This is a genomic window from Qipengyuania sp. B-5 (assembly GCF_056857815.1).
The window spans coordinates 228,472-250,807 of sequence record NZ_JBSXNU010000053.1 but is presented as its reverse complement, the minus strand read 5'-3'; the positions used below and the strand labels follow the sequence as shown (position 1 = coordinate 250,807).

General features: G+C 58.4%; 19 protein-coding genes. 13 read left to right on the top strand and 6 right to left on the bottom strand.

The genetic code is table 11. The features are described from left to right. From AC13CE_RS13480 to AC13CE_RS13440, 9 genes are read left to right on the top strand one after another with little or no spacing between them, the layout of a single operon-like run. Positions 1-621 (top strand): NADH-quinone oxidoreductase subunit J, encoded by a 621-nt coding sequence (locus tag AC13CE_RS13480; protein WP_221539954.1) that lies wholly within the window; start codon positions 1-3, stop codon positions 619-621. Then, positions 618-923, top strand: coding sequence for an NADH-quinone oxidoreductase subunit NuoK (nuoK, locus tag AC13CE_RS13475; protein WP_221539957.1), 306 nt, complete (start codon positions 618-620; stop codon positions 921-923). The genes AC13CE_RS13480 and nuoK overlap by 4 nt, the downstream gene beginning before the upstream one ends. A gap of 6 nt (positions 924-929) precedes the next feature. Next, the gene (gene nuoL, locus AC13CE_RS13470) at positions 930-3,008 is read left to right on the top strand and encodes an NADH-quinone oxidoreductase subunit L (RefSeq protein WP_482972671.1); all 2,079 of its coding nucleotides are present in this window, start codon (positions 930-932) and stop codon (positions 3,006-3,008) included. Continuing rightward, on the top strand, positions 3,008-4,552 hold the full coding sequence (locus tag AC13CE_RS13465) for an NADH-quinone oxidoreductase subunit M (protein WP_221539961.1): 1,545 nt from the start codon (positions 3,008-3,010) through the stop codon (positions 4,550-4,552). The genes nuoL and AC13CE_RS13465 overlap by 1 nt, the downstream gene beginning before the upstream one ends. Continuing rightward, positions 4,552-6,006 carry an NADH-quinone oxidoreductase subunit NuoN gene (gene nuoN / locus AC13CE_RS13460; protein ID WP_221539964.1) on the top strand — a complete coding sequence of 485 codons (1,455 nt, stop codon included), beginning with the start codon at positions 4,552-4,554 and terminating at the stop codon, positions 6,004-6,006. Before AC13CE_RS13465 ends, nuoN begins: the two co-directional genes overlap by 1 nt. Then, the gene (locus tag AC13CE_RS13455; RefSeq protein WP_221539966.1) at positions 6,003-6,725 is read left to right on the top strand and encodes a biotin--[acetyl-CoA-carboxylase] ligase; all 723 of its coding nucleotides are present in this window, start codon (positions 6,003-6,005) and stop codon (positions 6,723-6,725) included. The genes nuoN and AC13CE_RS13455 overlap by 4 nt, the downstream gene beginning before the upstream one ends. Positions 6,726-6,728: 3 nt before the next feature. Beyond that, the gene (locus tag AC13CE_RS13450) at positions 6,729-7,505 is read left to right on the top strand and encodes a type III pantothenate kinase (protein WP_221539968.1); all 777 of its coding nucleotides are present in this window, start codon (positions 6,729-6,731) and stop codon (positions 7,503-7,505) included. Further along, on the top strand, positions 7,502-9,160 hold the full coding sequence (locus AC13CE_RS13445; RefSeq protein ID WP_221539970.1) for a ribonuclease J: 1,659 nt from the start codon (positions 7,502-7,504) through the stop codon (positions 9,158-9,160). Before AC13CE_RS13450 ends, AC13CE_RS13445 begins: the two co-directional genes overlap by 4 nt. A 17-nt stretch (positions 9,161-9,177) precedes the next feature. Continuing rightward, positions 9,178-9,450, top strand: a complete 273-nt coding sequence (locus AC13CE_RS13440; RefSeq protein ID WP_221539972.1) for a DUF1467 family protein — start codon at positions 9,178-9,180, stop codon at positions 9,448-9,450. Between the two features lies 1 nt (position 9,451). Here AC13CE_RS13440 and AC13CE_RS13435 read toward each other — a convergent pair whose 3' ends face one another. Beyond that, positions 9,452-12,082, bottom strand: coding sequence for a coiled-coil domain-containing protein (locus AC13CE_RS13435; RefSeq protein ID WP_221539974.1), 2,631 nt, complete (start codon positions 12,080-12,082; stop codon positions 9,452-9,454). 288 nt (positions 12,083-12,370) lie between these two features. Between AC13CE_RS13435 and AC13CE_RS13430 the strand changes: the two genes are divergently transcribed. The 3 genes from AC13CE_RS13430 to AC13CE_RS13420 are packed head-to-tail and all read left to right on the top strand — an operon-like array spanning position 12,371 to position 15,821. Continuing rightward, positions 12,371-13,465 (top strand): hypothetical protein, encoded by a 1,095-nt coding sequence (locus AC13CE_RS13430; protein ID WP_482972670.1) that lies wholly within the window; start codon positions 12,371-12,373, stop codon positions 13,463-13,465. Between the two features lie 53 nt (positions 13,466-13,518). Further along, on the top strand, positions 13,519-14,463 hold the full coding sequence (locus AC13CE_RS13425) for a hypothetical protein (RefSeq protein WP_221539979.1): 945 nt from the start codon (positions 13,519-13,521) through the stop codon (positions 14,461-14,463). Then, complete coding sequence (locus AC13CE_RS13420) at positions 14,460-15,821, top strand: sensor histidine kinase (protein ID WP_221539980.1); 1,362 nt, start codon at positions 14,460-14,462, stop codon at positions 15,819-15,821. The genes AC13CE_RS13425 and AC13CE_RS13420 overlap by 4 nt, the downstream gene beginning before the upstream one ends. Positions 15,822-15,839: 18 nt before the next feature. Here the strand turns inward: AC13CE_RS13420 and AC13CE_RS13415 are convergent, their stop codons facing one another. Genes AC13CE_RS13415 through gltX form a run of 3 tightly spaced genes read right to left on the bottom strand, consistent with a single transcriptional unit; the run spans position 15,840 to position 18,774 of the window. Then, positions 15,840-16,037: a hypothetical protein gene (locus tag AC13CE_RS13415; protein WP_482972669.1), complete on the bottom strand. Its 198-nt coding sequence runs from the start codon at positions 16,035-16,037 to the stop codon at positions 15,840-15,842. Further along, on the bottom strand, positions 16,037-17,323 hold the full coding sequence (locus AC13CE_RS13410) for a citrate synthase (RefSeq protein WP_221539982.1): 1,287 nt from the start codon (positions 17,321-17,323) through the stop codon (positions 16,037-16,039). The genes AC13CE_RS13415 and AC13CE_RS13410 overlap by 1 nt, the downstream gene beginning before the upstream one ends. 26 nt (positions 17,324-17,349) lie before the next feature. Further along, positions 17,350-18,774 (bottom strand): glutamate--tRNA ligase, encoded by a 1,425-nt coding sequence (gltX, locus tag AC13CE_RS13405; RefSeq protein ID WP_482972668.1) that lies wholly within the window; start codon positions 18,772-18,774, stop codon positions 17,350-17,352. A gap of 28 nt (positions 18,775-18,802) precedes the next feature. Here gltX and AC13CE_RS13400 point away from each other — a divergent pair, with 28 nt between their 5' ends. Further along, a complete protein-coding gene (locus AC13CE_RS13400; protein WP_482972667.1) occupies positions 18,803-20,989 on the top strand; it encodes a ComEC/Rec2 family competence protein in 2,187 nt (728 codons plus the stop codon). A gap of 38 nt (positions 20,990-21,027) precedes the next feature. Here AC13CE_RS13400 and lexA read toward each other — a convergent pair whose 3' ends face one another. Continuing rightward, positions 21,028-21,729: a transcriptional repressor LexA gene (gene lexA / locus AC13CE_RS13395; protein ID WP_482972666.1), complete on the bottom strand. Its 702-nt coding sequence runs from the start codon at positions 21,727-21,729 to the stop codon at positions 21,028-21,030. 127 nt (positions 21,730-21,856) lie between these two features. Further along, complete coding sequence (moaC, locus tag AC13CE_RS13390; protein WP_221539990.1) at positions 21,857-22,330, bottom strand: cyclic pyranopterin monophosphate synthase MoaC; 474 nt, start codon at positions 22,328-22,330, stop codon at positions 21,857-21,859. Positions 22,331-22,336 lie beyond the last annotated feature (6 nt).

The following is a 22,336-nucleotide window of genomic DNA, read 5'->3' as shown; positions in this document are numbered from 1 at the left end:
ATGATACAGACTATCGCCTTTTACATGTTTGCGGTGCTCGTCATTGCATCGGCCGTGATGGTGATCACGGCACGCAATCCCGTGCACTCGGTGCTGTGGCTCATCCTTGCATTCTTCAACGCGGCCGGCCTCATGGTGCTGGTGGGCGCGGAATTCATCGCGATGCTGCTTGTCATCGTCTATGTTGGCGCTGTCGCGGTGCTGTTCCTCTTCGTGGTCATGATGCTCGACATCGATGTGGCCGAATTGCGCGCTGGGTTCGTAAGAAACTTCCCGCTTGGTATCGTTATCGCTCTGGTGTTGCTTGCCGAACTGGTGCTGGGCATCGGTGCCTATCAGGTTGGCGCGATCGAACTCGGCACTCCGATGGCGAGTGACGCACCTGCCATGCTGGAAAGCAATACGGGCGCGATCGGTGCACTGCTCTACACCAAATACCTTTTCCTGTTCGAAGCAGCGGGCCTCATCCTGCTGGTCGCGATGATCGGTGCGATCGTGTTGACGCACCGACCGCCCAAGACCAAGCGCGGTCATCAGGATATCGGCAAGCAGAACCGCCGCAATCCAGATGAAGCGACGCAAATGAAGCAGCCCACCGTCGGTAAGGGGGTCGAACTGTGATCGGTATCGAACACTATGTCATCGTCAGTGCGATCCTGTTCGTACTGGGCGTTCTCGGTATCTTCCTCAACCGGAAGAACATCATTGTTATCCTGATGGCCATCGAACTCATTCTGCTGGCGGTGAATATCAACCTCGTGGCGTTCAGTGCCTTCCTCGGCGATCTGGTGGGGCAAGTCTTTGCCATGTTCGTACTGACCGTTGCCGCGGGTGAAGCGGCGATCGGACTTGCGATCCTCGTCATCTACTTCCGTGGCCGCGGCACGATCGCAGTCGACGATGCCAACCGGATGAAGGGATAAGCATCCGTGCAGACCTCCATTCTCCTCATCGTCTTTCTGCCGCTGCTCGCCGCGATCGTGGCGGGTCTCGTCAACAAGGGCGCGCCGAGCGTTTTCGCGAAAGCGATCACGACCGGTTCGCTGTTTGTCGCCTGCGCCTTGAGCTGGCCGATTTTTCTGGGGTTCGTAAATGGCAGCGCAGAGGCTGATGTCGTTCCGGTTCTGACGTGGGTACAATCGGGAGCGCTGTCCTTCGACTGGGCGCTACGGGTTGATACTTTGACTGCGGTAATGCTGGTGGTCATCACTACCGTCTCGGCGCTCGTCCACCTCTATAGCTGGGGCTATATGGAGGAAGACCCGGGCCAGCCCAGGTTCTTCGCCTATCTCTCGCTTTTCACCTTCGCCATGCTGATGCTGGTGACGGCCGATAACCTCGTGCAGATGTTCTTCGGTTGGGAAGGCGTGGGTCTCGCCAGCTATTTGCTGATCGGTTTCTGGTTCAAGAAACCGAGCGCTAACGCCGCTGCAATCAAGGCCTTCGTAGTCAACCGCGTTGGCGACCTTGGCTTCATGATGGGTATATTCGGGACTTTCTGGGTATTCGGGACCGTCTCGATCCCTGAAATCCTCGCTGCCGCGCCGGGAATGAGCGGAGCGACAATCGGCTTCCTCGGTCTCCGGGTGCAGACGATGGATGTGCTCTGCATCCTCCTCTTCATCGGCGCGATGGGCAAATCGGCACAGCTCGGCCTGCACACATGGCTCCCCGACGCGATGGAGGGTCCGACCCCGGTCTCCGCGCTGATCCACGCCGCGACCATGGTTACCGCAGGTGTGTTCATGGTCTGCCGTCTGTCTCCCATGTTCGAGACCGCGCCGGTTGCGCTCGCCATGGTGACCTTCATCGGCGCCGCTACCTGTATTTTCGCCGCAACCGTCGGTACGACGCAGTGGGACATCAAGCGTGTCATCGCTTACTCCACCTGTTCGCAGCTGGGTTACATGTTCTTCGCCGCCGGCGTGGGCGCATACGGGGCGGCGATGTTCCACCTGTTCACGCACGCCTTCTTCAAGGCGCTGCTGTTCCTGGGCGCCGGCTCGGTAATCCATGCGATGCACCACGAGCAGGACATGCGCTATTATGGCGGTCTTCGTAAGGAAATTCCGCTAACCTTCTGGGCGATGATGGCCGGTACGCTGGCGATCACCGGGGTCGGGGTCCTCTACGTGTTCGGCTTTGCCGGCTTCTATTCGAAAGACGCCATTCTCGAAGCGGCGTTTGCGCGCGGGACCGAGCTTGGCAACTTCGCCTTCTGGATGGGAGCGCTCGCCGCGCTGCTGACCAGTTTCTACAGCTGGCGCCTCATGTTCCTTACCTTCTGGGGCAAGCCGCGTTGGGCAGACAGCCATCATATCCAGCACGCGGTCCACGACGGGCATGACGAGCCGGACGAGCATAATGCGCCCAAGCAGGAAGATGCTGGCGAGGACGTAACACACGCCGTGCCTTCGCCAAACTACGAGGCGGGGACTGCAGGCTATCATCCGCATGAAAGCCCGATCTCAATGCTGATCCCGCTGGGTGTGCTGTCGATTGGTGCGGTGCTCGCCGGTTATGTGTTCAAGGATGCTTTCATCGACGGCTCTTCGGGTGCTGTGAACGGAGCGTTCTGGGCCGGTTCCATCTATTTTAACGAGAACCTCATCCACGGCCTCCATGCGGTGCCGACATGGGTGAAGCTGACGGCGACTGTCGTGATGCTTCTTGGTCTGCTTGCCGCATGGCTTGCTTACATCAAGGACACCTCGATCCCTGGCAAAGCAGCCGAACAGCTCGGCCCGGTTTACCGCTTCTTTTACAACAAGTGGTATTTCGACGAGCTCTACCATTATCTTTTCGTGATCCCCGCCTTCTGGCTGGGCCGCCAGTTCTGGAAGCTCGGCGACATCGGCACGATCGATCGCTTCGGCCCCAATGGCGTTGCCTGGGTCGTCGAAAAGGGCTCGGTCGGCGCCAAGCGCTTCCAGACCGGATATCTTTATAGCTATGCGCTGGTGATGCTGCTCGGGCTTGTCGCCGCGATCACCTGGGTGCTGTTCTGATGGAGTTCCCCATCCTCTCGCTCATGCTCGCCGTGCCGCTTGTTGCGGCCATCGCCTGTCTGTTTGTGAACGCCTCGACGGCGCGCATGGCCGCGTTGCTAGCGACGTTGATCGACCTCGCGCTGGGTGTTCTGCTGTGGCTCAACTACGACATCGGTGGTGCGCAGTGGCAGTTTACCGAACGTGCGCAGATCTTCGCAGGCTTCCAGTATGCACTCGGCATCGACGGCATCGCGTTGATGCTGATTATGCTCAGTGTTTTCCTGATGCCAATCTGCATCCTTGCCAGCTGGGATTCGATTACCAAGCGCGTCGGCGAATACATGGCAGCCTTTCTGCTGATGGAAGTGCTGATGATCGGCGTTTTCGCCGCCCAGGACCTTTTCCTGTTCTACATCTTCTTCGAGGCTGGCCTCATCCCGATGTACCTGATCATCGGCGTGTGGGGCGGCGATAACCGGATCTACGCCTCGTATAAGTTCTTCCTCTACACGCTACTCGGCTCGGTGCTGATGCTGATCGCCATGCTTTGGATGGTGAACGAGGCGGGGACGACCGAAATTCCCGCTTTGATGCAGTACGATTTTCCGGTCGATGCCCAGCTGTGGCTGTGGCTTGCCTTCTTTGCCAGTTTTGCGGTGAAGATGCCGATGTGGCCGGTACACACCTGGTTGCCCGACGCGCACGTGCAGGCGCCGACTGCAGGTTCCGTGATCCTTGCCGGCGTCCTGCTGAAACTCGGTGGTTATGGTTTCATCCGCTTCAGCCTGCCCATGTTCCCCGATGCAAGTGCTGACCTGGCGTGGGTGATCTTCGCCCTGTCCATGGTGGCGGTTATTTACACCTCCCTTGTCGCGCTGGTGCAGGAAGACATGAAGAAGCTGATCGCCTATTCGTCGGTCGCCCACATGGCGATCGTGACGGTGGGTCTGTTCGCCTTCAACGTACAAGGTCTCGAAGGCGCAATGATGGTAATGCTGGGACACGGCCTTGTCTCCGGTGCGCTGTTCCTTTGTGTCGGTGTAATTTACGACCGGCTGCACACGCGTGAGATCGCGCGTTATGGCGGCCTCAGCATCAATATGCCTAAATACGCTCTGTTCTTTCTGCTCTTCACCATGGCCTCGATCGGTCTTCCTGGGACGAGCAACTTCGTCGGCGAGTTCCTGGCACTGGCCGGCATTTACGAAGTCTCGACCTTTGTCACGCTGGTTTGCACCACCGGGATTATCCTGGGTGCAGGGTATATGCTGTATCTCTACCGCCGCGTCGCATTCGGCCTGCAGAAGAACGCCGATGCCGCCGCAATGCCCGATCTAAACGCCCGAGAATGGGCTATGCTTGCTCCGATCGCGGCCGCCGTGCTGTGGATGGGCATCTATCCGGAAAGCTTCCTAGCCCCCATGCGTCAGGATATTGCCGCTCTTGAAACCCGTCTTGCCAGTGTAGCTCCACGTTATGACAGCGCGCTTGAAGTAGGCGCGCCTCGCACGCAGGCGGCAAATTACGTAGAGCCAAGCCATGAAGGGGAGGGAGAGCACTAATGTCCTACTCTACCTCTCTATACCTTACCGGCGCCGAAATCGGTCTGTCGCTCGCTGGGCTCGTGCTGCTGCTGGTTACAGCATGGACCGGTGAAAAGGCCGCCCGCGCTATTACCATTGCCGCTGTCGCTGCGCTATTCGGCGCTCTGTCTTTCAACTTTTCGTTGTTCGATGACGGGGTGGCGGGGAGCGCGTTTGGCGGTCTGTTCCTGGCCGACGGCTTTGCGGTTTTCGCCAAGAGCCTCGTTTATGTCGCGACCATCGCCTGCCTTATCGTCGCTCCGCGCTATTTCGATGCGCGTGGCGAATATCGCGGCGAATATCCCGTGCTGATGCTGTTCAACGCGGTCGGGATGGGCATGATGGTTTCAGCTACCGACCTGATGACCCTCTACATCGGTCTCGAGATGTCGAGCCTGTCTTCTTATGTCCTCGCGAGCTTCGCGCGGCGCGATGATCGGTCGAGCGAGGCAGGTCTCAAGTATTTTGTCCTGGGCGCACTGGCATCAGGTATCATTCTTTACGGTGTAAGCCTGGTTTATGGCTTCTCCGGTACCACCAATTACGAGGGTATCCGGGCAGCGTTTTCGTCGGACTTCCCGACCGGAGCGATGTTTGGCGTGGTTTTCGTGCTCGCGGGTCTCGCCTTCAAGATTTCTGCCGTGCCATTCCATATGTGGACGCCCGACGTTTACGAAGGTGCGCCCACGCCGGTTACGGCCTTTTTTGCCAGCGCGCCCAAGGTGGCAGCCGTAGCGATGCTGGTCCGCATGGCCACCGGCCCTTTCGGTGGTCAGGTCGAGGCGTGGCAGCAAATCGTCATCTTTGCAGCGCTTGCTTCCATCGTGGTCGGTGCTCTGGGCGCGATTGGCCAGCAGAACCTCAAGCGGTTGCTTGCCTATTCATCGATCAACAACGTGGGCTTTATCCTCATCGGGCTTGCCGCAGCTACACCGGAAGGTATGTCGGCCGTGCTGGTCTACCTCTTCATTTACGTCTTCATGACCCTTGGGAGCTTCGTTGCGCTGCTGATGCTGCGTGATGCTGATGGTAAGGCGCTCGCTACCTTCGACGACATTTCAGGACTTTCGACTACCAGCCCGGCATTGGCATGGTGTCTCCTTGCAATGATGTTCAGCTTGGCCGGTATCCCGCCGTTGTTCGGCTTCTGGGGCAAGTTCGTCGTGTTCCAGGCCGCCGTACAGGCAGATATGGTAGCTCTGGCGGCTATCGGTATCGCCGCCAGTGTGATCGGCGCTTTCTATTATATCAAGTTCGTCAAGGTGATGTTCTTCGACGAGCCGAAGGTTGCTGGTCCGGCAAAGGCTCCGGTATCGCATTGGGTGGTTCTGGGTCTCAGCGTGCTGGTGATCTCGCCACTTGGCTATTTGCTGACACCGTGGTTGGGCAATCTGGCAGATCTGGCAGCGCAGGCGCTGTTCTACGCGGCTTGATCCACACGGTCCCTGAAACCGGTAGCACCAACGCCGACCTCGCTGCTGCACTGCGTGCCGGTGAGGCCGTTGCCGAGGGGGCTTGGCTAGTCGCCGATCGTCAGACCGCCGGGCGCGGGCGTCTGGGTCGGGCATGGTTCGACGGACATGGTAATTTCATGGGGTCTACCGTGGTTCGACCACATGATCGCGACCCGCCGCCAGCAACCCTCGCGTTACTAGCTGGAGTGGCATTATATGAAGTGGTTGTACCGCTTGTAGCCAACCCTAGTGGCCTGTCGCTCAAATGGCCCAACGATCTCATGCTGGCGGGAGCGAAGCTCGCCGGTATTCTGCTCGAGCGCGAGGGTGACGCAGTTGTGGTAGGTATCGGAGTAAATCTCGCCGCAGCCCCGGATTTGCCGGACAGGCGGACGGTGGCGCTCTCTTCATATGGTCCGGCTCCGGACCGGGATGCATTCGCTCTTTCGCTTGCCACCAGCTTTGACCGCGAGCTCGAACGTTGGCGCGCATTTGGTCTCGATTCTCTGGTTCGCCGTTGGGAAAGCGCAGCGCATCCTCGCGGTACACAGCTCAATGTGCATCCGCCCGGCGAGAAACCGATTATCGGCGCATTCGGAGGCTTGACCGGGGACGGCATGCTGCGCCTGCTCTTGGCGGGCGGGGAAGAGCGTGTCATCCATGCAGGCGATGTGATGCTCGCAAACGAGGAGAGCTGAGCGATGTTGCTCGCAGCCGATGTCGGAAATACCAACGTGGTCTTCGCCTTGTTCGATGGGCGGGAAGTGAAGGCTCGCTGGCGCATCGCCACCGATGCTCGCCGCACCGGCGATGAATATGCAGTCTGGCTACTTCAGTTGCTGAAACTCGAAGGCTACGCACGCGATCAGGTGACACATATCATCATCGGCTCGGTAGTCCCGCGCTCGATTCACAATTTGACGGTACTGTCCCAGAAATATTTCGGCGTCGATCCCATCATCGCAGGGCAGGCTGGGGCAGAGTGGGGCTTCGAACTCGACATTGAACAGCCCAGTTCGCTCGGGGCGGACCGTGCGCTCAACGCTCTCGCCGCGCATGAGAAGTATGAAGGCGATTTGATCGTGGTGGATTTCGGCACGGCGACGACCTTCGACGCAGTTGATTTCAATGGAGCCTATAAGGGCGGTATCATTGCACCAGGTATCAACCTGTCGCTCGACGCGCTTGTGGGCAACACTGCGAAGCTGCCGCGCATAGCTATAGATAAACCCACATCGGACAGCGTGATTGGCCGCAATACAGAAGAGCAGATGCTGATTGGCGTATTTTGGGGTTATGTATCGCTGATCGAGGGGCTGGTCGAACGCATGAAGCGTGAGATCGGGCGCCCGGCACGGGTCGTGGCCACCGGTGGACTTGCTCTGCTATTCGATGAACATACCGACCTTTTCGACGCCGTCGACAGCGATCTTACACTCGACGGCCTAGCCATCCTTGCGGAGCGCGCAACCTCTTGAAGAAAAATTACACCCCTGAAGACGAACTCCTTTTTCTTGCCCTTGGCGGTTCGGGTGAGATCGGCATGAATGTGAATCTCTATGGCTGCCAGGGCCGCTGGCTGATGGTCGATCTCGGCATGACATTCTCCGGGGGGCAATATCCGGGAGTCGACCTGGTATTCGCCGATCTGGAATTTATCGAGGATCGGGCGAAAGACCTTGAGGCGATTGTGCTGACCCACGCGCATGAAGATCACATCGGTGCGGTGCCCTATTTCGCGTCAGACCTCGGCGTGCCGATATATGCCACGCCATTCACCGCAGAACTGGTGCGGCGCAAACTCGAAGAGGCCGGTCTCGAAGGGCAGGTCGAACTTAATATCATCAAAGAGGATCACGGCAGTTTCCGCGTCGGACCGTTCGAAGTTACCTACATCCCGCTTGCCCATTCGATCGCAGAAGGTAACGCGTTGTTGATCGACACACCGCACGGTCGGATATTTCACACCGGCGACTGGAAGCTCGATGAAGATCCGATCATAGGCGAACCCACAACCGAGCAAGAACTTAGCGAGATCGGTGACGAGGGCGTGCTGGCGCTGGTCTGCGACAGCACCAATGTCTTCAATCCCTCGCCCAGCGGATCCGAAGGTGCGGTTTTCAAGGGGTTGCTGGAAGAGGTTCAGCGTCATCATGGCAAGCGCGTGCTGGTGACGACTTTCGCCAGCAACGTCGCCCGTCTTCACACGCTTGGCGAAGTCGCTCGGGAAACGGGGCGTCAACTTTGTATTGCCGGTCGTTCCCTGGATCGCATTATCGATGTGGCGCAGGAAAACGGTTATCTCAGCGACTTTCCCGAGCCGGTAGATTTCGACACCGCCATGGGACTGCCCCGCGGTGAAGTGTTGATCCTTGCGACTGGCGGACAGGGCGAGCCGCGCGCGGCGCTATCGCGTATCTCCGAAGACAACCATCCCATCGAACTGGTCCCGGGCGACGTAGTCCTGTTCTCAAGCCGCCAGATTCCCGGAAACGAACTTGCGATCGGCGCGGTGCAGAACCGGCTTGCTGCAAAGGGTGTGACCATGGTCACAGACCGGCAAAGTATGATTCATGTTTCTGGCCACCCGGGGCGTCCGGAGCTCGAGGCACTTTATGGCTGGCTGCGTCCCGATATCCTGATTCCGGTACATGGGGAGATGCGCCACATGCAGGAGCAGGCGCGGGTCGGTCTGGCCAGCGGCATCCCCGACGCGGTGGTCCAGCAGAATGGAGATATCGTCCGCCTCGCACCAGGTGCGCCAGGCAAGATCGCGGAGGTGAGGGCAGGGCGGCTCGTTCTGGACGGCGATATCATCGCACCCGCAGACGGCGACAGCATAGTCATGCGTCGCCGGATCATGAACGAGGGTGTCGTGATCGTAGCGCTTGACGACAAGCTGAATCCTTTGATCGACAGTCTGGGCTTGCCATTGGACGAGGATTACGAGGACTTCGTAACCGAAGCGATTCAAGATATCCGCAACGCTATTGGAAAATTGAAGGGGGCTGAGCGCAGGTCGCGAGATAGCATTCATGAAGCAGCCCGTCTCGCGGCGCGCCGGGCTGCCCAGCGCTGGTCCGGTAAGCGGCCGCAAGTCCGTGTATTGCTGCCAACGCAGGGACTGGATTGATAATCATGGAGCTTCCGATGGAATGGACCTCCATACTAGCGATCTACGCGCTGTTCTGGGTCGTCAGCGCGTTCGTCCTGCTTCCGTTCGGGGTCGAGACGCACGATGAAGCCGGGATCGCCAAAGTTCCCGGTCAGGCTGAAAGCGCACCTGCCAATTTCCGGCCCGGACTTCTTGCGAAGCGCGCAACCGGCCTCGCGGTCCTGCTGACCACACTCTATGTGCTCAACTATGCCTTTGGCTGGATAAGAGCTGAAGACCTGATCTTCTGGGGTCCCACCGCCGGGTGACTTACTGCCTCAACCGCTCAAGCGCCTGCGCAAGCGCCACATAGAGTTTTCCCATATCGCTCGAAAGCAGCGTCACGCTCACCGCGTTACCGTCTCGCGTTGAAAGCATCGTGCGCAGCATCGCTTCGAAATCGTGGATGTAGCGGTTCACGTGTTCGCGGAAATCATTGTCGTTATCATACATTTCCGCGATCTCGCGCGCTTCCGAATTATCCAGCAGGCGGACGGCGCGCCGTGTGAAAATCCCGCGGTCGCCGCGGAGATAGCTGGCCCAGGCTGTATCGGTTACCTCGCTGGAAAGCACCTTTGCGATATCGATGGAACTGGAATTTAGACTTTCCGTAATGAGCGCAACCCGGCGAGCGAAATCGCCGTCGATCGTATCGGTGGCCCTCTCTCGGGCACTGGCGATCCGCGATTCAAGATTGACGGTAAGCTCATTCAGGCGGCCCAGTTGCTCGCGAAGATGCTGGGTCATCTCGCGCGTAGCCAGGTTGGAACGATCACGAGCTTCATCGAGCTCGGCCAGCGCACTTTCCGTGCGCTCTGCCAACGCCCTTTCAATCCGGTCAGCGCTACGGGAACCTATCGTATCGGCAATGCGATTTATCCGGCCTGCCTGTTCGTCCTCGATAGCAGCCAGTGCGGTTTTGGCCTTTTCCTCGAGACTGGCGATAGCTTGTCGCAATTCGCCCTGAACCTGATCTGCAAATTCACTGCTGTCGCTAGCCAGCGCAGAGAGGCTGGACCGCAAACGTTCGACGTTTTCGATCTGGCGCTCCGAAGTGCCATCGAAATCCTGGTGGAAGGTGTCGAATCCCTCCATTGCTGAGCGGGTCCGTTGCTCGATCACGGCCATGCCCTCGCCGAGGGTCTCGCCTGTCACGCGGGCTTGGTCCAGTAGCGATTGGATCCCGCTTGCCCGATGCTCTATCTCGGCCAACCGCGCTTCGGAAGCTTCCATAGCCTTCGGCAAGTTTTCCGCGCTTTGCTTCGCGCTCGCCTGGATCAGCTCGAGAAGACGCACACTTGCATCCGTAAGGCGGACGATTTCCTGATCGGTTCCGTCCAGCGCTTCACGACTGCTGCGGAGCTGGCCAACCAGCGCATCGATCCCGCCAGCGAGAACTTCCCGAGCTTCATGACCCTGTGCCGCGATGGTATTGAAAGTCGCTCCAAGCGCATCGATACGTTCGCCGAGCGCTTCGCCATCCTCAACCAACGCTGCAATCTGTTCTCTCTGCAGCTGGCGTCGCTCCGATATCGCATTATCGAGTGCTGCCATGCGATCTTCGAGTGTCGCAGCAATCCCGTCCTGAGCTGCCGAGAGTTTTTCGGTCCGGCGGAGTGTCTCCACCTCGAAGAGTCGGTTGCTCTCGGAAATACGAGAATCGATACTTGCTACCTCGTCAAACAATGCCTTGAGCTTCGCATTTGCCGCTTCCAGGACGCTCTCGTCGATCTGCTTGATCTCCGCTACAGCGTTTTGGAGTCGTACTTGCATCGCCTCAATCTGATTTCCCCAGGCACTCATAGCGGCGTCCTCACCATCTCGAACGCCGCGCGCCACTTCTGCCGCTTCATCCCGTAACGCCTGGATCCTTGCGCGCATGGCGGCGAGGGCCTGTTCCTCTTCCTCGCTCGCTACAGCGTGGGCTTCGGCCAGTTCGCTTCGTAGCGCGATGCTACGTGCACGCAGCGAAGAAAGAGCTTCGATTTCATGGGTCTGCAGATCCTTTCGAACGGCTTCACTGCCTTCTGCCAGTGAGGCAAACCGTTCTGCGGTGATCGTTTCAAGTTCGTTGGCCTGATCCGTGAAGGCAGCCAAGGCCTCATCGACTCGTTTGCGCAAGGAGCCGACCTGGCGCTCACTTGCCTCTCCGAACTGGTTCAGCCGCTCGAAACCGCCAACGAGTGCAGCAAGCTGTTCCTGAGCCACACGGCCAGCACCACCAATCCGATTGGATACATCCCGCGTGGAATTGGCAATGACCGGTAAGTTGTCCCGCAGTTTCTCCATGTTCTCAAGCGCAGCGGCACTTGCGCCGTGAATAGCCTCGACCTGTTCACCGTTGTTGCGAATAAGCCCTTGGAGATTTTCGGCATGCTCGGAAATCCGTTCCGAAGCACTACGCCCAAGATACTCGAGATCGCGTGATTGATTGGCGAGAAACTCGCGCGCCAGGCTGAGTTCGCGGTTGATGACCACAAGGCGGCTTTCCAGCAATGCCGATTCTTCCGACAGGCTGCGTGCGACCTTGCCATAGCGAAAGGCTTCGCGCGTGGAGTTGCGCGTCACGAGCATCAGCAACGCGACTATGAGAAGCGTCGGAACCGACCACTCGATGATCCACGATACCCATTGCCGTGCAGTCCCACCGACAATGATATCAGACCAGTTTGCCCAGCAATAGAAAACCGTCCAGCCTGCGATAGCGAGCGCGGCAAGCGAAGGACTGATCCAGTTCCGATCCCTTGGCGTTACGTCATCCTCGACCCATTCATCGCCGGCATCGCCAATGTCCTGCTGTGGATCCTCAACAATTGGTTCATCGGAGATCCCGGTCGCTTGGGGAGTGTCGAAATCGTTGTTTTCGCCGTCGACGACTGAAATGTGGGAGCGCTTTGACATGCTGCATATGTAGCATATCCTTCGTTACCAGGAACCCTCATTAACCTTCGAGACCGGCGGATTGTCCCGAATTCTTATTCGTTTGGTCGTCCACGATCACGTTGCCATTCAGCGTCGTCTCGGTGGGCATTTGCACTTGTGTGCTTGGCAGGTTAGCGGCCCGGACCCTATGGTTTCCATCGCGTCGCACCAGAAGGACTGACTATGCGCATAGCCTTGCTGTCAACGCTGGACAGGGATCCGCGCCCCGGTTCACCAAGGCCTGCCTTTGCGAATTTCGCAGGGGCGATGGTGGTCGAAAGGCAGCTCGATCTGGCTCTCTTGATGGGGTGTGAGAGAGTAGTTTGCCTTGTGGACGCTGTAGAGCGGGAGATCGTCGAACTCCAACATCGTGCGGAATGTGCCGAGCTGAAATTCCGCGCCATTCGCCAGCCCTCACGTCTCGCTGGAATGGTAACGGCCGATGACGAACTGCTTGTTATCGACACTGGAATTCTGCCTGACGATGAGACGGTAAAGACTGCACTTTCAAAGAAGGGTATTCTCGCTTTTCCCGCCGATATCGCCGTGCCGCTCGGTTATGAAAGAATAGATCTTGGATTTGCCTGGGCGGGTACAATGCTCATTCCCGGCTACTTGGTCGAAAAGCTTTCCGATCTGCCAGACGATATAGATTTGCCGAGCGCGTTGATGCGCCTTGCCCTGCAAACAGGTGGCCAGGTCATACCTCTGGATCGCAATTTACTGACTGAGGGCAGTTGGCATCTCAACGCCGACAGGGCCGCTTTGGATTTGCGTGAAAAGCGATGGATCGATTCACAGCGTAGGCGAATAGCATTCCGCGCACCTGGCCTTGCCGTTGCCGAACGGGCAGGAGCTCGCCTCACGCGGGATATAGTCGGTCGTTCAGCAGAGCCGATACCTGTAATCGCCGCCGGCACCTGCATGCTCGCCGCGACTGTCCTGGGCATCGTCGGATATCCCGCCATCGCTATAGGCCTCACCTCAGCTGCGGCATTGTTCGCACATATGGGCGGAGTGGTAGAGCGGATTGCGACGCGCGGTCGTCCGAAAAGTAAGCCTAATCTGCTGCGGAAGACGGTCGATTACCTCATCGATCCGTTATTCATCATGCTTCTGGTTCTGTCAGCTCCAGAAGAACTCGGTTTTCTGCGCGGTTTCGTTCCGCTGGTCTTGATTGGTCTGCTCCGGCTCGGTGAACGACACGCCAGCGAGCCTTGGCGAGCAACTTACGCGGACCGAATATTGCTCGGGATACTAATTGCTCCTGCGGCTTTTGCAGGCTTTTCGACGGAGATGGCAGCAGCCATTGCCTTGCTTGTCTTGGCGACACGTTTCTTCAGGCCCTTTCGTGACGACTAACGGCGAATTAACCACTGCGGGGCTACGTGTATGTGATGGAACGGGTTCCCGTCATGGATAAGACCGAACGTTCGTCGGACAGCGATCTGAGCGCCGCATTGGCGCGGGGCGATTCCATGCTGGCAGGGATAGGGCCGATCCTCGGCCACCTTCTCTCTGCTCCGGACCATTCACTGTTTAGCGACGAGATCGTTGCGCGCGTGCGCGGCATGCTTGCGGATCTCGCGCGCCAGGTTCTCCGGATCCAAGCCGAGGCTACCGGTAAACAAAGTCGTGAATCCTTCGCTGATCGGCATGGCGAAGCGTTGGCGGAGCATTTTCAGGCATGCAAGCCGCTACTCTCTCATTGTCATGCGCTTGCGGTGGAGTGGCAGCTGACGGATCGGTTGGAAGCGGATTCGGGGCTTGACCCGGTGCTCTCACCTCTGATGCAGCAATTGATAGCCGATCCCGATCCCGCGATATCGAGCGTGGCCATGGCGGCACTCGCCGCGCAGGCACGTTGTGCCCAGGGGCAGCGGCGCATGGAACTTTCCCTTGGCGAACTGCCTGGCGAACTGCTTCACGAATTACTCTTGGCATGGAGAAACTATTGCGGCGAAGCGCGTGGGGATTCGGTCGACCGAGCCGAAGCCAAATTGCGTCACTCCTTCGATGAGAGTGCGTCCCGTCTTGCGCTTTTCGAGCGCCTGCTTGCCCGTACGGATGGTAGGATTGCGTTGTCTCTGGAAGATGCGGGAGCCGGACTGTTTTTTACCGCACTGGCGATATATTCCGGACAAAGTCGTGAAATGGCCATCCTGTCGAGCCATGCGCGCCAGACCGTTCGCCTTGGGTTGAGCCTGCGCGCGGCAGGACTCGAACCTCGGCGCATAGATGAAATCCTGTTACGCCTGCACCCAGGGGCGGCCCCATTGGCCGGTTTGGAGCAGATCGACGAGGACAAGGCACGTGGGATGTTGCTTGATGCTGCTCACGCGCTCGGACGGCGGTCATGACTAACGTCGGGGCCCGTTACATCGCGCGGGGTAAAACCGATGCCGCGGACCGACTGCTGGAAGCCGACGGACCACTTGCGGTCCTGAATCGTGACTGCGGTGGTGAAGTCGGCAGCACGTTAGCGATTCCGGAATTACTCGCCTTGGTAGGCAAAGCCCGGGAATACGGCTTTCGCTTGTCACGCCAGTTCCGTGCCGTCGATGGGCGGCAACGAATTTCCGCTTGGGTCGACATAGCACCCATGGGGGATGCGGAAGGGTGCGAAATTGCTGTAGCCAGTTGGCATATAGACGAAATTGCGCCGGAGAGTGAGGCAGAAGCCTCGCTTCGCCGCACAGAAATCCATCGTCATCTGGCAGAATGCACCATGCGCCTCGACCCTTCTCAGCGCGTGTACTCGATTGAAACGGATGCGCCTGACCTCGTAGAATTTGCAAAAGTCGTGGGTGAGGGCGCTGGTCGCCCATGGACCGAGTTCGTAATCCTGCCTACTCAAGTTCACGAGCAACCTGTTCATTGGCGGTTACTGGACGGAACCACTTGCCGGATTGCAGGCTCCGATCGCGACTGGACCGCATGTCTCGAACCTCTCGGCCAGCCAGAACCCGGGAGTGCAGGCTTCGTTTTGCATCTCAGTGCGTCACTGCCTCTTGCAAGCGACAATGACAGCGGAAACGGGACGACGCCTTCTCTGGGGAGGGATTTGACACCGGTTTTGCGACAACCGATCAATCGCATCATCGCCAATGCCGAAACAATCCGTACCAGGCTCGCCGGCCCGTTGAGGGAAGAATACAGCGATTATGCAGCAGATATCGCCAGTGCGGGCCAACACCTGTTGGCGCTGATCGATGACCTGTCCGATCTGGAGGTGGTCGAGGCCGAGGATTTCGCAACGGCACCTGACCGGATCGATCTTGGCGATGTAGCGCGTCGCGCCTGCGGAATCCTTGGTGTACGGGCCAAGGAGCGCGGCATAATGCTCGATCCCCCGGCTGAAGGGGAAAGCCAGTTGGCAACTGCCGAGTTTCGGCGTGTCCTACAGGTCCTGCTCAATCTGATAGGGAACGCTATTCGATATTCGCCGAAGGAAAGTCGTATCTGGGTCCGTCTCGATTCAATCGGCAATCGAGCAATGATCACTGTTGCAGACCAAGGCCACGGCCTTGATGAGCAGCAACAGGAAAAGGTATTCGAAAAATTCGAACGGCTCGGTCGTGGCGAAGATGGCGGATCGGGTCTGGGCCTTTATATCTCGCGGCGAATTGCAAGGGCAATGGGCGGGGACCTGACGGTAGAAAGTGCGCCAGGGCAGGGGGCACGTTTCACATTGTCGGTTCCACTCGCCGACAGTTAGGCCGGACTATTCGCCAATTTAGCCTGCCGTTCGGGAACCGCGCCAAAACAGGAAGCCACCCAGCAGGAAGGTTAGGCCGCCATAGATAGCCCAACTACGTTCGGCGAGCATGAAACTGTCGCTCGGCCACCTGACGATACCCAATCCTTGCAACGCCCAAAGGCCTCCGGAAAGCATAAATGCCATTCCGAAGACCATGAGGGTAAAGCGAAACATCAGCGTTGGTCGATGGCTACGTAATCGCGCTGAGTTGGACCGGTATAAAGCTGGCGCGGACGACCGATGACCTGGCCGGGATCGGAGATCATCTCGTTCCACTGCGCAACCCAGCCCACGGTACGGGCGAGGGCGAAAAGTGCGGTGAACATGGTGGTTGGGAAGCCGATCGAATTCAGGATGATGCCTGAATAGAAGTCCACGTTCGGGAAGAGCTTCTTTTCCTTGAAGTAATCGTCGTTGAGCGCGATCTCTTCAAGCTGGAGTGCCGTTTCGAATACCGGGTCGTTCACGTTCAGCGCATCGAAGACTTCACGCAGAGTCTGCTGCATCACCGTGGCCCGAGGATCGTAGTTCTTATAGACACGATGGCCGAAACCCATCAGGCGGAACGGGTCGTTCTTGTCCTTGGCGCGCTCGATATAATGCGGGATCCTGTCGGGCGATCCGATTTCCTGCAGCATATTCAGAGCCGCTTCGTTCGCGCCGCCATGCGCCGGGCCCCAAAGACAAGCGATGCCTGCAGCAATGCAGGCGAAAGGATTCGCGCCTGAAGAGCCCGCCAAGCGAACGGTCGAGGTCGATGCGTTCTGTTCGTGGTCTGCATGAAGGATGAATATCCGATCCATCGCGCGTTCGATCGCGGGGTGAATCTCATATTCTTCTGCAGGGACGCCAAAGGTCATACGCAGGAAATTGCCAGTGTAGCTGAGATTATTGTCCGGCTGCATGAAAGGCTGGCCAATGGAATATTTGTAGGCCCATGCCGCAATTGTCGGCATCTTGGCGATCAGCCGGTGGCTGCTGATCTTCCGGTGTTCGGGATCGGAAATGTCGGTGCTGTCATGATAAAAAGCCGACAAAGCACCGACTACGCCGCACATGATCGCCATGGGGTGCGCGTCTCTGCGAAAACCTTGGTAAAACTGACGCAGCTGGTCATGCAGCATCGTGTGCCGAGTGATCGTATAGTCGAATTCGTCCAGTTCGGCCTGCTGCGGCAGCTCGCCATTGAGCAGTAGGTACGCGACTTCCATAAAGCTGGATTTTTCGGCCAACTGGCCGATAGGGTAGCCGCGGTGAAGGAGCACCCCTTCCTCGCCATCGATATAGGTAAGCGCACTTTCACAGCTGGCAGTCGATTTGTAGCCGGGATCATACGTGAACTTGCCGGTCGTACCGTACAGTTTGCGGATATCGATGACGTCCGGTCCGACGCTTCCTTCCAAAACAGGAAAGTCCTGGACTTGTTCGCCGATATTGAGAGTTGCCTGCTTGTCGGCCACGCGTGTCTCCTTGGTTCGTCTTATTCTTAGCCTGCGAGCGAGGCCTGCGCATCGATCCGCGCCAGCGACTCTTCCTTGCCCAACAGGACCAGTACGTCGAAAATTCCGGGCGACGTTGTCGTGCCCGTCAGCGCCGCCCGCATGGGCTGCGCCAGCTTGCCAAGACCCAGATCGAGCTCCTCGGCATACGATTTCGTAGTGGCTTCGAGTGCCTCGATTGTCCAGTGATTTTCCTTCGCGAGCCGAACGGACAGGCCAGCCAGTCGCGCGCGACCTTCGTCATCGAGCAGCGCCGCGGCTTTCTCCGTCATTTCCAAGGGCCGGCTCTTGAAAAGAAATGCCGCGCCTTCAACTAGTTCATTGACGGTTCTAGCGCGTGTTTTAAGAACCGGCATGGCCTTGGTAAGCAATGCAACTTCGGCTGTATCGCCAAGTTTCCCCGCCACCAATGATGCAAGCCGTGCATCGTCGGCCTCGCGGATATAATGACTATTGAGATTTTGCAGCTTCTTTATGTCGAAGCGGGAAGGGCTTTTTCCAACACCGTCCAGGTCGAAAAGTTCGATAGCTTCTTCGCGAGTGATTTCTTCACGATCGCCGTGACCCCAACCAAGGCGTAGAAGGTAGTTGAAGAGCGCTTCGGGCAGTACGCCTTCTTCGTCGCGATAGGCTTCGACGCCCACTGCGCCATGGCGTTTGGATAGCTTCGCCCCATCGGCACCGTGTATCAGCGGCACATGGGCATAGACTGGATCGGGCCATCCGCCTTCGATCTCGTTCATCGCGCGAATAATGGGGAGTTGGCGGAAAGCGTTATTGAGATGATCGTCACCTCGAATGATATGGGTGACACCCATATCGTGATCATCGACAACTACTGCGAGCATATAGGTGGGCGTACCGTCAGCCCGAAGAAGGACATAGTCGTCGATTTCAGCGTTTTTGACGGTCACCTTGCCCTGGACCTTGTCGTGAATGACGGTCTCGCCCTCGGTGGGAACCTTTAGGCGTATGACGTAAGGAGCACCCTGAGGTGCTTCACTTTCATCACGGTCGCGCCAACGCCGGTCATAACGCATCGGCTGTTTATTCGCGCGTTGTTGCGCACGCATATCTTCGAGTTCCTCGGGGGAGGCGTAACATTTGTACGCGTGGCCTGCGTCAAGGAGCTGCCTGGCTACCTCGGCGTGCCGCTCGGCACGGTCGGACTGGAAAACCGGTGGCTCGTCGAAATCGAGACCAAGCCAATCGAGTCCTTCGATGATCTTGTCGATCGCGTCCTGTGTGCTGCGCTTACGGTCGGTATCTTCGATGCGCAGCAGAACCTTGCCGCCATGATGACGCGCGTAAAGCCAGTTGAACAACGCAGTGCGCGCCCCGCCGATGTGAAGGAAGCCGGTTGGTGACGGAGCGAACCGTGTTACGACCTGTTTGCCGGTTTCGCTTGCCATTCCTTCATCTTTCCTTTCAGGTATTTGCATGGCGACGCAGGGGACGCCGCTGGTTCCGCTTGGCGATGCGGATATCACCGCCGATGCTGCAGTGCAGCGCCCTTGGCGTATGCGCGACGCAATGTCCAGATTTGCGGAGTGGATCGAGGGATCTTTGGCGGCCTCCGGCTTCGATCGAGGGCCTTGGCTGATCGTTGCCTTTGCTGCGGGAATTGGAAGCTGGTTTCTCCTAGCAAACCCTTGGCAATGGATTGGCGCGATTGCACTAGCCGCTCTGCTATCTCTTTCAGTTCAATCTCTCTGGAAAGGTGAAGAGGGTCGCGCTCACCTAAGGCTTGCGGGTACAGGAATAGGTCTGGCTTTTGCAGTCGGCCTGGTAGTTATCTGGGCGCGATCTGAGGTCGTGGGGGCCACGCCACTTCCACATCCCACGATGATAAAGATCGATGGCCGCATTCTCGAGCGTCAGGAGCAGCCGGCCGAGGATCGCATCAGGCTGGTTCTGGCGACCCGCGATCCCGAAGCCGGACGAACTATCAAGGTGCGGGTCAACGTACCCGAAAAAGACGACTCGATCACCTTCAACGAAGGTGCGCGGGTACGATTACGGGCACGCCTGATGCCGCCGTCCCCTCCGCTGCTGCCAGGCGCCTACGACTTTGCGCGTAGCGCCTGGTTCGAAGGCTATGCTGCCACCGGTTCTCTGGTGGGCGAGATCGAGCTGGTAGAACCGCCACGTGGAGGTGATGGCGAAATAGCAAGAGTGCAGCGATGGTTGTCAGCGCATGTTCGCGAAAATGTGGGCGGATCTGCTGGCAGCATCGCGGCCGCTTTTGCCAGCGGGGACCGCGGGGCCATCAGCGAAGCTGACGAAATCGCTATGCGCGACTCCGGATTGACGCATCTCCTGTCGATCAGCGGTCTACACGTCAGCGCAGTTATCGCCGCTGCATACGTTCTAGCCTTGAAGCTGCTTGCATTATGGCCTTGGCTGACGCTGAGGGTCCGTCTGCCTTTGGTGGCGGCCGCCATTGGGGCCGGTGCGGGCATCGGTTATACATTGCTGACAGGAGCGCAGGTCCCGACCGTTCGCAGTTGTGTCGGCGCCGTGCTGGTCTTGATTGCGCTGGCACTTGGGCGCCAGCCTCTTTCCATGCGGATGGTGGCGGTCGCTGCGGGCGTGGTTCTTTTGCTGTGGCCAGAAACCCTGGTAGGGCCGAGCTTCCAGATGAGCTTCGCCGCAGTCATCTCGATAGTGGCGCTCCACAATTCCAGTCCGGTGCGAGAATTCCTCGCCCCGCGCGAGGAGCAATGGGGCAGGTGGCTCGGCCGCCGGGTGCTGATGCTGTTCATCACTGGTCTCGTTATCGAAATTGCGCTCACACCCATCGTGCTCTTTCATTTTCACCGTGCAGGCATTTACGGGGCCTTTGCCAATGTGATCGCGATCCCGTTGGTCACATTTGTCTCTATGCCGCTTATCGCAATCGCACTGTGCTTCGACCTGGTGGGTCTGGGTTCGCCATTCTGGTGGTTGGTCGGCAAGTCGCTCGACCTGCTTCTTGCCATCGCCCGGACGACAGCGGCTCAGCCAGGCGCGGTGAAGCTGATGCCTCATATCGGTATTCTCAATGTTCTCCTCTTCGTTGCCGGCGGACTATGGCTTGCCCTGTGGAAAGGAAGGGGGCGGTTATGGGGCCTTGCGCCTGCCCTGCTTGGGGCAGCACTGCTTAGCCAGGCATCGGCCCCCGATCTGCTGATCGCGCGGGACGGCGCGGATGTCGGCTTTGTCGATCCTGCCGGAAGTCTGTATGTGCTCCGGAATAAGCCCGGCTCCTACGCGCAGGAGAATCTCGTCGAACTGGCGGGTGCCGAAGCGCTGCCTCGGTCGATGGCCGATTGGCCGGGCGCGCGATGTAGTTCCGACTTTTGCAGCATCCCTATGCGCCGCTCCGACAAAGTCTGGCATCTGCTGGTTGCACGCAGCCGCGAACGGATCGACGAGCGCGCTCTCGCTGCCGCGTGTGAACGCTCCGACATTGTGATCGCGGATCGTTGGCTGCCCCGTAGCTGCCGCCCTCGATGGCTAAAGGCCGACGGCCGCTATCTCGATGCGCAAGGGGGGACCACGATATATTTGGAAGACCGGAGGATCGAGACGGTCGCCGCACATCAAGGAATGCATGGCTGGTGGCAAGCACCCGAGCGCCGGTGAAAGAGGCGCCCGGATTTAAACGGACGCCGTCCCTCGGTTCAGTGATATCGACGCAGCAATCCTGCGAGCTTACCCTGAACCTGAACGCGATCGGCTTCATAGAGCTGTGGCTCGTAAGCGCCATTGGCCGGATCAAGCCTGATCATCGCGCCTTCCTTGCGCAGGTATTTGAGCGTTGCTTCCTGGTTGTCGACAAGAGCAACTACAATCTCGCCATCGCGTGCAGTTTCAGTGCGCTTGACCAGTGCAAAATCGCCATCGAAAATGCCTGCTTCGATCATCGAGTCTCCGCTGACTTCGAGCGCATAGTGATCCCCCGGTCCCAGGAGAGCTGCGGGAACCGGCATGGACGACTGGCCTTCGATTGCCTCGATCGGAGCACCGGCGGCAATACGGCCATGGAGAGGCACGTCGATAATATCGTTCGCTGGTGCTACAGCGACCGGTTTGGCCGTATGCGCGGCAATTACGGAATCGTTTGCCGATGTGGGAGCCGCAACAGAACGCGAAGAGCCGGTGACCGAATCTTCCGGTAGTTTAATCACCTCGAGCGCACGGGCCCGATTGGGCAGGCGACGGATAAAGCCACGTTCTTCCAGAGCCGAGATCAGTCGATGAACGCCGGACTTGCTTTTCAGGTCGAGCGCTTCCTTCATCTCTTCGAAAGAAGGCGAAATGCCAGTATCTTCGAGCTTCTGCTGGATGAAGCGAATCAATTCGTGCTGCTTGGCGGTCAGCATCGGGTAACTCCCTATGTTCCTGTTCACAAAGCTGTGAACGAATGTGGAACAATTAGGCAACCGATTTCAGCAAGTCAAGCATTCCCGCGGTTTCAGAACCCGTCAATAGAGAACAAGCGTTCCCGTTTCAGTCCGCCGCTCGCCAGGCGCCGGACTTGCCGCCTGTCTTCTCAAGGAGACGGATTCCCTCGATAACCATGGCGCGATCGAGAGCCTTACCCATGTCGTAGAGCGTGAGGAGCGCGACGCTGACGGCGGTCATCGCTTCCATCTCGACACCTGTCTTGCCGGTCAGGCCAGCCACCGCCGTCACCCGGATAGCTTCTGCTTCCGGTGTGAAGTCGATCTTAATGCTTTCAAGTCCCAGGGGATGGCAAAGGGGTATGAGCTCCCCTGTACGTTTGGCCGCCATTATGCCCGCAATCCGGGCAGTCGCCAAAGCTTCACCCTTGGCTCCGGTGCCCGCCATGATAGCTTCCAGAGCTTCCGGCTTCATCCGAATTCTCCCCTCGGCGGTTGCGCTCCGATCGGTCTCGGATTTTCCGCTGACATCGACCATGCGAGCTGCTCCGGCCTCGTCGAGATGAGTCAGCCTATTCATTTTGAA

What these genes read in the sequence shown, in the direction of transcription:
- AC13CE_RS13480 (WP_221539954.1), top strand. Translation starts at nt 1, where the DNA reads ATGATACAGACTATCGCCTTTTACATGTTTGCGGTGCTCGTCATTGCA.
- AC13CE_RS13465 (WP_221539961.1), top strand. Translation starts at nt 3,008, where the DNA reads ATGGAGTTCCCCATCCTCTCGCTCATGCTCGCCGTGCCGCTTGTTGCG.
- nuoN (WP_221539964.1), top strand. Translation starts at nt 4,552, where the DNA reads ATGTCCTACTCTACCTCTCTATACCTTACCGGCGCCGAAATCGGTCTG.
- AC13CE_RS13450 (WP_221539968.1), top strand. Translation starts at nt 6,729, where the DNA reads ATGTTGCTCGCAGCCGATGTCGGAAATACCAACGTGGTCTTCGCCTTG.
- AC13CE_RS13440 (WP_221539972.1), top strand. Translation starts at nt 9,178, where the DNA reads ATGGAATGGACCTCCATACTAGCGATCTACGCGCTGTTCTGGGTCGTC.
- AC13CE_RS13435 (WP_221539974.1), bottom strand. Translation starts at nt 12,082, where the DNA reads ATGTCAAAGCGCTCCCACATTTCAGTCGTCGACGGCGAAAACAACGAT.
- AC13CE_RS13430 (WP_482972670.1), top strand. Translation starts at nt 12,371, where the DNA reads ATGGTGGTCGAAAGGCAGCTCGATCTGGCTCTCTTGATGGGGTGTGAG.
- AC13CE_RS13425 (WP_221539979.1), top strand. Translation starts at nt 13,519, where the DNA reads ATGGATAAGACCGAACGTTCGTCGGACAGCGATCTGAGCGCCGCATTG.
- AC13CE_RS13420 (WP_221539980.1), top strand. Translation starts at nt 14,460, where the DNA reads ATGACTAACGTCGGGGCCCGTTACATCGCGCGGGGTAAAACCGATGCC.
- AC13CE_RS13415 (WP_482972669.1), bottom strand. Translation starts at nt 16,037, where the DNA reads ATGTTTCGCTTTACCCTCATGGTCTTCGGAATGGCATTTATGCTTTCC.
- gltX (WP_482972668.1), bottom strand. Translation starts at nt 18,774, where the DNA reads ATGGCAAGCGAAACCGGCAAACAGGTCGTAACACGGTTCGCTCCGTCA.
- AC13CE_RS13400 (WP_482972667.1), top strand. Translation starts at nt 18,803, where the DNA reads ATGGCGACGCAGGGGACGCCGCTGGTTCCGCTTGGCGATGCGGATATC.
- lexA (WP_482972666.1), bottom strand. Translation starts at nt 21,729, where the DNA reads ATGCTGACCGCCAAGCAGCACGAATTGATTCGCTTCATCCAGCAGAAG.
- moaC (WP_221539990.1), bottom strand. Translation starts at nt 22,330, where the DNA reads ATGAATAGGCTGACTCATCTCGACGAGGCCGGAGCAGCTCGCATGGTC.